1 tRNA gene and 1 rRNA gene are annotated in these 336 nt (G+C 51.8%); both read left to right on the top strand.

From position 1 onward, the window contains the following. Positions 1-85, top strand: a 16S ribosomal RNA gene (locus A7098_RS23605); the annotation flags it as partial. 85 nt (positions 86-170) lie between these two features. Continuing rightward, positions 171-246 (top strand) — tRNA-Glu (locus A7098_RS23610). The last annotated feature ends 90 nt before the right edge of the window (positions 247-336 follow it).

Genomic DNA, 336 nt, shown 5'->3' on the forward strand with positions numbered 1-336 from the left:
GGCGCTTACCACTTTGTGATTCATGACTGGGGTGAAGTCGTAACAAGGTAACCGTAGGGGAACCTGCGGTTGGATCACCTCCTTACCTTAAAGAAGCGTACTTTGCAGTGCTCACACAGATTGTCTGATAGAAAGTGAAAAGCAAGGCGTCTTGCGAAGCAGACTGATACGTCCCCTTCGTCTAGAGGCCCAGGACACCGCCCTTTCACGGCGGTAACAGGGGGTCCAAACCCCTAGGGGGCGCCACTTGCTGGGTTGTGGGGGAAAGGCACCTGCCTTAATATCTCAAAACTCCTCTTTCGGGGGTGTTTGTGACATTTGCACGTTTAAAATATG

Origin of the sequence: Escherichia sp. MOD1-EC7011 (genome assembly GCF_002965005.1) — a bacterium.
Lineage (GTDB): Bacteria > Pseudomonadota > Gammaproteobacteria > Enterobacterales > Enterobacteriaceae > Escherichia > Escherichia ruysiae.